Origin of the sequence: Marinitoga hydrogenitolerans DSM 16785, from assembly GCF_900129175.1 — a bacterium.
Classification (GTDB): domain Bacteria; phylum Thermotogota; class Thermotogae; order Petrotogales; family Petrotogaceae; genus Marinitoga; species Marinitoga hydrogenitolerans.
Genome location: NZ_FQUI01000064.1, coordinates 1 through 6,695 on the forward strand (window position 1 = coordinate 1; position 6,695 = coordinate 6,695).

A 6,695-nucleotide genomic window follows, 5' to 3' on the forward strand; every position below is an offset into this window, starting at 1 on the left:
ATTTATTCTTTTTTAATGAAATTTTTTTCAATTAATAATAAAAACAAAAAGGAACCAAAAGGTTCCTTAAAATTTAAAATTCTCTATTTCAAATATATAAAATTTAAGATATTCCGTTTCTAATATATTGTACAACACCGGATGATCTGGTGATTGTGATCCTCTAAAAATCTGTTTCAAAAATATTTTGTTGTCTTTAGCTGCATCGAATATTATTTTTTTAAATTCTTCATCATACACTAATTGTGTACAGGAAGCTGTTGCTATTAATCCATTGTTTTTTGTTGTTCTCATTGCTCTTAGATTTAATTCTTTATATCCTCTTATTGCATTTTTTATTGAGCTCCTCGATTTTGCTAATGATGGTGGATCTATTATTACAAAATCAAAATAGACATTAGCTTCATCAAATCTTCTTAATTGGTCAAATGTATTTGATTCAAATAACTCATATTTGTCACTTGATATGTTATTAACTTTTAGTGTTTGTTCTAATACATATAACGCTCTATCTGAATAATCTAAAAATGTCACGTGTTTTGCATTTCCAATTAAAGCATGAATACCAAAATTACCAGTATATGAAAATCCATCTAATACTGTCTTGTTAAAAGACAATTCTTTTACTTTCAATGCATTATACCTTTGATCCAAAAAAAAACCTGTTTTTTGTCCTAATGTGTCGGCAAAAAACTTAATTCCATTAATTTCAAATGGTATTAATTCCGGACCTTTTTTATATATCCAATCCTCAATATATTTAAATCCCTCAATTTTCGCATTTTTTTTATCATCTTTTTCAAATATACCTTTCGGGTTAAAAATTTCAATTAAAGCATCTAATATGTAATTTTTTAATTTATATATTCCTAATGTGTTTATCTGAATTACAAAATAATCTTCAAATTTATCTATTACCAAACCTGGAAAATAGTCCCCTTCACCAAAAATTAATCGAAATGATTTTTCATTATTAAATAGTAATTTTCTATATTTATATGCTTTTTCTATTTTATTTTTCACCCATTCAAAATTGATCGTTTCATGTTTCTTCGTTAGTAATCTAACCCTGATTTTGGAATTGTCGTTTATATACCCTCTTCCTATAAATTTATTATTTAAAAACACATCAACTATATCTCCATTGTTGTAATCTCCCATTATTCTTTCTATTTCATTTTCATATATCCAAGAATGCCCATTCACTACTCTGGATTTTATATTTTTTTTCAAATATATGTTTGTCATTTTATCTCTCCTTATGTTTTATTTAAACAATATTATTATATCATATAAAAACGCCCTTCACGGGCGTTTTTAGTATTATTTATTTTAAATTTAATTTAAAATCCTATAGCCATATTAACATTTATTGCCGTATTTCTTGCATTAAAAAGATTTTCTGGTTCTAATGCTTCTGTGCTCAGTGAAGCATGTATTTCACCTAAATAAACATTTACTCCAATCCCACCATTAAATGTCCAGTAATTTAATACATCATAATCTGTATTTATATTATAATTTTTAATTTCTGCCCAAAATGGTAAAAATCCCCAGAATAATCTTTTTCCAGCTGCTATTCCCCATACAAAATCTTCTGTTTCTGGTGCATATTCTATAGAAGGAACGAAATCTAATAATATTGGTAATGTTATAAAAAATGTCATTTTCCATGGTGCAAATCTGGAAACCATTTGGTCATTGCTATAATTTGCAATAACAAAATCGTTAAATTCCAATGTTTCTGTACTATAATGTACTTCTGCAAATGTATCATATTTATATATACCAATACCTTGAGCTATAGGTATATCCTTTACACCAAAACCTATTGCGGGATAATCTTTTCCTGCAACAAAACCAACATCTAATGTGATAATTCCATTATTTAATAATTTATCCATAAGCATATCCATTTCATTAAATATTTTATTTGGACCATCATATAATAATGAGTAATCATATGGGAGATTATTTATCTCATTTGGGAATGCTGTTATTAGGAAATACTCTTCACCATTATTTCTTCTTACAACATCGAAAACTGGAATATAACTTTTTATAGTACCACCAAAGGAAAAATCTTCCCCTTTTAGTCCTATATGTAATCCACCTCTTGCCAACAATGCATTTCTAAAATCAAGAGTTTCAAAATTATGTTTATCAATATTCTGTATAGTAAATTCTGGAGCTAAAACAAAACTACCTAATTTTAATTTTGCAAACATATCAAAACTTACATTTCTACCAAGCACTTCAGAACTACTTAAATCATAATAATTTCCTTCATTTCCAAATAGATTTAAATCAATTGCTTTATCCAGAGACTTTAAACTTTCTTGCACCAGTCCTGTTTTTAATTCGATACCTAAATCAATAAAACCTCTGACTGACCATGAAACTAAAGCTGGGTTTAAATCTTTATTCCATGGTGATAAAGCATCGATTTGTGCAAATGACAAAACAACTAAACTCAATACTAAAGCAATCAAAATTTTTTTCATATTTCCCCCTCACTTTCCTAATATTTTCTCTATATTCATCGACTCTTTTTAAAAAAAGATTAATATCCTATTTATATTATACCCCATTTATTTCAAAAAATCAATAAAATAGCGGGGCTATAAGCCGGATTCTGTTTTATCGGTCATTTATCTAAGCGGTCTACCTGGAAGGAGCTAATAAGCATGCCGGGCAAGCTTATCCTTCCTATTTGACCTTGCTCAAGGTGGGGGTTACCAAGCCATCAGGTTACCCTGATGCTGGTGAGCTTTTACCTCACCGTTCCACCCTTGCCACACAATGGCGGTTTTCATTTCTATGGCCCTATTCCGAGGATCTCTCCTCCCGGCAGTTAACCGGCACCCTGCCCTTAGAGTCCGGACTTTCCTCATGACGAATGGTATTTCGTCATGCGACCGATCGCCCCACTATCTATTTAAATAGTTAAATAGTCTTCCTTGAAATGTATTTCTATTTCGCATTTCTTTTTCAATATAATTTATTATTTTTATTTTTGACATATCCCAATTTCCATGCAATACTCCTGTTTTTGGAGGATCAGCTGCAAGTCTATGTATAACTATATCCGGACTTAAATATTCTAAAAATAATATATTTCTATCTATAAATTCATCTAATGATAATGGTTTTACTTCACCTTTTTTATACATTTCTCCTAACACTGTATTTTCAGCTATATATAATGAATGTAATTTCACTCCATCCACTTTTAAAGATGATAATATTTTTGCTCCTTCTATTATATCTTCTTTATTATCCCATGGTAAATCTATAATCATATGCACTATTATTTCTATTTCTCTTTTTTTAGCTCTATTTACTGCATCTATAAACTCGGCTAAGGTATGACCTCTTTTAAGTATTTTTAAAGTTTTATAATTCACACTTTGCAATCCAAATTCAAGATAAACATCTAATTTTTCTTTATAAGATGCTATTAAATCTAATTTCTCTTCTTCAACTGTATCGGGTCTTGTTGAAATATCCAAAATGACTATTCTTTCATCTATTAATGCTGAATCATATATTTTTTTTAATACATGAACTGGCGCATATGTGTTTGTATTTGATTGAAAATATGCCATGAATTTATCTGCTTTTCCTTTATATCTTTCAATCATAAATTTTATTTGCTCATTTATAGGAGTTTTAGGTGATAAAGATGCAAATCCACTGCCGGTTTCTTCACAATATATACACCCACCTGTTCCTCTTACTCCTGTTTTATTAGGACATGTGAACCCTGCATTTATTGGCAATCTTTGAACGCGTTCTCCATATCTTTTTTTTAAATAATCACTTAATTTATTATATAGCACTTCTCATTCTCCTTTTTTATAAATTTAACTTTCATAATTCTTTTGAAAAAACGATTAAGCTTTTAGATATATTTAAATTAAACAATCCAATAAATTTTTATGATTTTTGAGAATTAAACTTCTTTTCTATGTCAAAATATAGTTTGTGAAATTTTTCAAAATACTCTTTTCCTTTTAATTTTGGGTATTCACCATCATAATAAACCCATTCCCCATTTACCATTGTTGCATATACTTTGTTTATAGGTGAATAAACAATATGCGATTTAATTCTATTTATATCTTTTGGATAAAATTCTAATGAATCTAAATCTATAACAATTAAATCTGCAAAATAATTTTCTTCCAATCTTCCTATTTTTTCATTTAAAGCATATCCACCGTTTTCCCAAACCATCCTTAATGCCTCTTCTGTTTTAAATTTTTCAGGTCCATTCTTTTTTTGTAATAATGCTGCAAATCTCATCTCATCCCAAATGTTTAAGGTATTATTACTTGCTGCTCCATCTGTTCCTAAAGTTATATTTACTTCATGTTCTAACATTTTTAAAATTGGAGCAATCCCATTACCTAATTTTAAATTACTTGAAGGATTATGCGCTACAGTTATTTCATTTCTTGCTAATATTTTTATATCCTTTTCATCAACATGAACACAATGTGCTGCTATTACATCATTTTTAAACAATCCAGTTTTTTCTAAATCTTCAAATGTGTACATTTCTCTTTCATTAATAGATTCGTATAAATGAATAGTTGAAAATGTGTTATATTTTTTTGTCAACTCAGCTATTTCTTCTAATTTATTCATTGGACAGGTGTATGGTGCATGGGGACCAAACCCTATTTTTATATTATAATTGTTATGATAATTTTCAAATAAATACAATGTTTCATCTATTCTTCGTTTCCATCCATCATCATTATCATACCCAAGACCCCTAGTCAAAAAGGCTCTAATGCCTGTATCTTTCACCGCTTCTGCTGAACCTTTCATAAAAAGATACATATCAACTACTGTTGTTACACCTTTTGACAACATTTCAAGTATTGATATTAACGATCCATAATATGTTAGTTCATCATTTAATAAATCTTCTCTGGGAAACATTTCTTTAAATAACCAATCTTCTAAAGTTAAATCATCCCCTATACCTCTGAATAAACTCATTGCTAAATGAGTGTGTGTATTGATAAAACCTGGCGTGATTAATTTATTTTCTAAATTTATAATTTCCGCATTTTCTCCATCTATATTTTCAGAAATTTCAATGATTATTCCATTATCAATTAATATGTCTAATTTTTTTATAACCGCATCTGCACTCATTAAAACATACGCATTTTTTAAGATTTTTTTCATATTACCACCCCAAAAATTTGTTTTTATAATTATAGCATATTAACGTTAACTTTTTTTAAGTATAGAATAAAAATCCTCAGCGAAGCCGAGGATTTTTATTTTTATACTTTAAATTGATTTAATTTTTCATTTAATTGATCTACCAGTTTTTCTAGTTCTTCTGCTTTTTTGTTTACGTTTTCTATTTCTTTACTTTCTTCTTCCACGTCTTTTGTTATCTCTGTTATTTCATTTGATATCTCTAATATCATTTGTGCTGTTTTGTCACTTGCCGCTGCCATTTCTTCTGTTGATGCGCTTTGCTCTTCTGCGTTTGCTGTTAACCCTTCTATCCTCTGGTTTATGTTTTCTACTCTTTCTAATATCTTTTGGAATTTTTCTTTTATTTCTTCTGCATTTTTTTCTACTTTGTTTATTACTCCTGCTGTTTCTTCTGTCGCTTTGTTTGCGTTTTGCGCTCCTTCTTTGATTTCTGTCAATATTTGCGCTATTTGTTCTGTCGCTTTTTTACTTTCTTCTGCTAATTTCCTTATTTCATCTGCTACTACTGCAAATCCTTTTCCTGCTTCCCCTGCCCTCGCTGCTTCTATTGCTGCGTTTAACGCTAATAGGTTTGTTTGTTCTGTTATGTTTGTTATTGTTTCTACTATTTCTCCTATGTTTGCAGCTTTTTCTGATAATATTTCTACTGTTTCTTCTGTTTCTTTTGATTTTTCTACTGCCTGTTCTATTATTTTTGTTATTTCTGTTATTGATTTTTCTCCTTCTTCTGTTAGTTGTGTCGTTTCGTTTACTTCTTGCGCTATTTCTACTGCATTGCTTGATACGTTTTGCGCTGCTATTGATACTTCATTTACTCCTGATGTTAGTTCTTCTGTTGTTGCTGCTGCATTTTCTGCGTTTTCTTCTATTTTTTTCGCTTTTCTTAATGCTTCTCCATTTGCTTCTTTTGTCTTTTCTGATACTTTTGTTAATGTTTCTGATGATTCTTCTATCTTTTGTCCCGCTTCTAGTAACCATTTTATTGTTTCTCTTAATTTTTTTGACATGTTTTGCAATGATTTCGCTATTATTGCCGTTTCGTCTTTTCCTTTTGATTCAAATTCTACTGTGAAGTCCCCTGTTGCAAATTTGTCTACTTTTTTACTCAATTCTATTAATGGTTTTGATATCTTTTTGGCAAATATTAATGATATTACTATTGATATTATTAATATTATTATCGATGTTATTATTAATATCGTTTTTATCTTTTCTGATGCTTTGAATGCTTCTTTTGTCGATATTTCTGATATGAATGCCCATTCTATTTCTTTATATTTAAATGGTGCGTATGCTGCTAATACTTCTTCTCCTTTGTAATTCTTTCCTATTTCCCATCCTTCTTCTCCTTTTAATGCCTTTTCTACATATTTCGTTTCTACTTTTTGTTTTAATATCGTTTCTTCCCCTTTTAGATTACTTCTCATTATTTTGTCTTTTCCTACTAT

Annotated in this window: 5 protein-coding genes and 1 other RNA gene; all 6 read right to left on the reverse strand. The window is 29.1% G+C overall.

What is annotated here, in order from left to right; all coding sequences use genetic code 11:
- Positions 1-66 precede the first annotated feature (66 nt).
- Positions 67-1,248: a class I SAM-dependent rRNA methyltransferase gene (locus tag BUA62_RS10895; RefSeq protein WP_072866070.1), complete on the reverse strand. Its 1,182-nt coding sequence runs from the start codon at positions 1,246-1,248 to the stop codon at positions 67-69.
- A 95-nt stretch (positions 1,249-1,343) separates the two neighbouring features.
- Positions 1,344-2,504 carry a hypothetical protein gene (locus tag BUA62_RS10900; RefSeq protein WP_072866071.1) on the reverse strand — a complete coding sequence of 387 codons (1,161 nt, stop codon included), beginning with the start codon at positions 2,502-2,504 and terminating at the stop codon, positions 1,344-1,346.
- A 104-nt stretch (positions 2,505-2,608) separates the two neighbouring features.
- Positions 2,609-2,934, reverse strand: an RNA gene (gene rnpB, locus BUA62_RS10905) — RNase P RNA component class A.
- Complete coding sequence (locus BUA62_RS10910; protein ID WP_072866072.1) at positions 2,931-3,842, reverse strand: tRNA modification radical SAM protein MnmL/YtqA; 912 nt, start codon at positions 3,840-3,842, stop codon at positions 2,931-2,933. Before BUA62_RS10910 ends, rnpB begins: the two co-directional genes overlap by 4 nt.
- A 97-nt stretch (positions 3,843-3,939) precedes the next feature.
- A complete protein-coding gene (locus tag BUA62_RS10915) occupies positions 3,940-5,205 on the reverse strand; it encodes an amidohydrolase (RefSeq protein ID WP_084670802.1) in 1,266 nt (421 codons plus the stop codon).
- 101 nt (positions 5,206-5,306) lie between these two features.
- Positions 5,307-6,695, reverse strand: a 1,389-nt coding sequence (locus BUA62_RS10920; protein ID WP_143148346.1) for a methyl-accepting chemotaxis protein, incomplete at its 5' end; no start/stop codon positions are given.

Excerpts from the sequence above, each read along its gene's own strand:
- BUA62_RS10895 (WP_072866070.1), bottom strand. The coding sequence starts at position 1,248 with ATGACAAACATATATTTGAAAAAAAATATAAAATCCAGAGTAGTGAAT.
- BUA62_RS10900 (WP_072866071.1), bottom strand. The coding sequence starts at position 2,504 with ATGAAAAAAATTTTGATTGCTTTAGTATTGAGTTTAGTTGTTTTGTCA.
- BUA62_RS10915 (WP_084670802.1), bottom strand. The coding sequence starts at position 5,205 with ATGAAAAAAATCTTAAAAAATGCGTATGTTTTAATGAGTGCAGATGCG.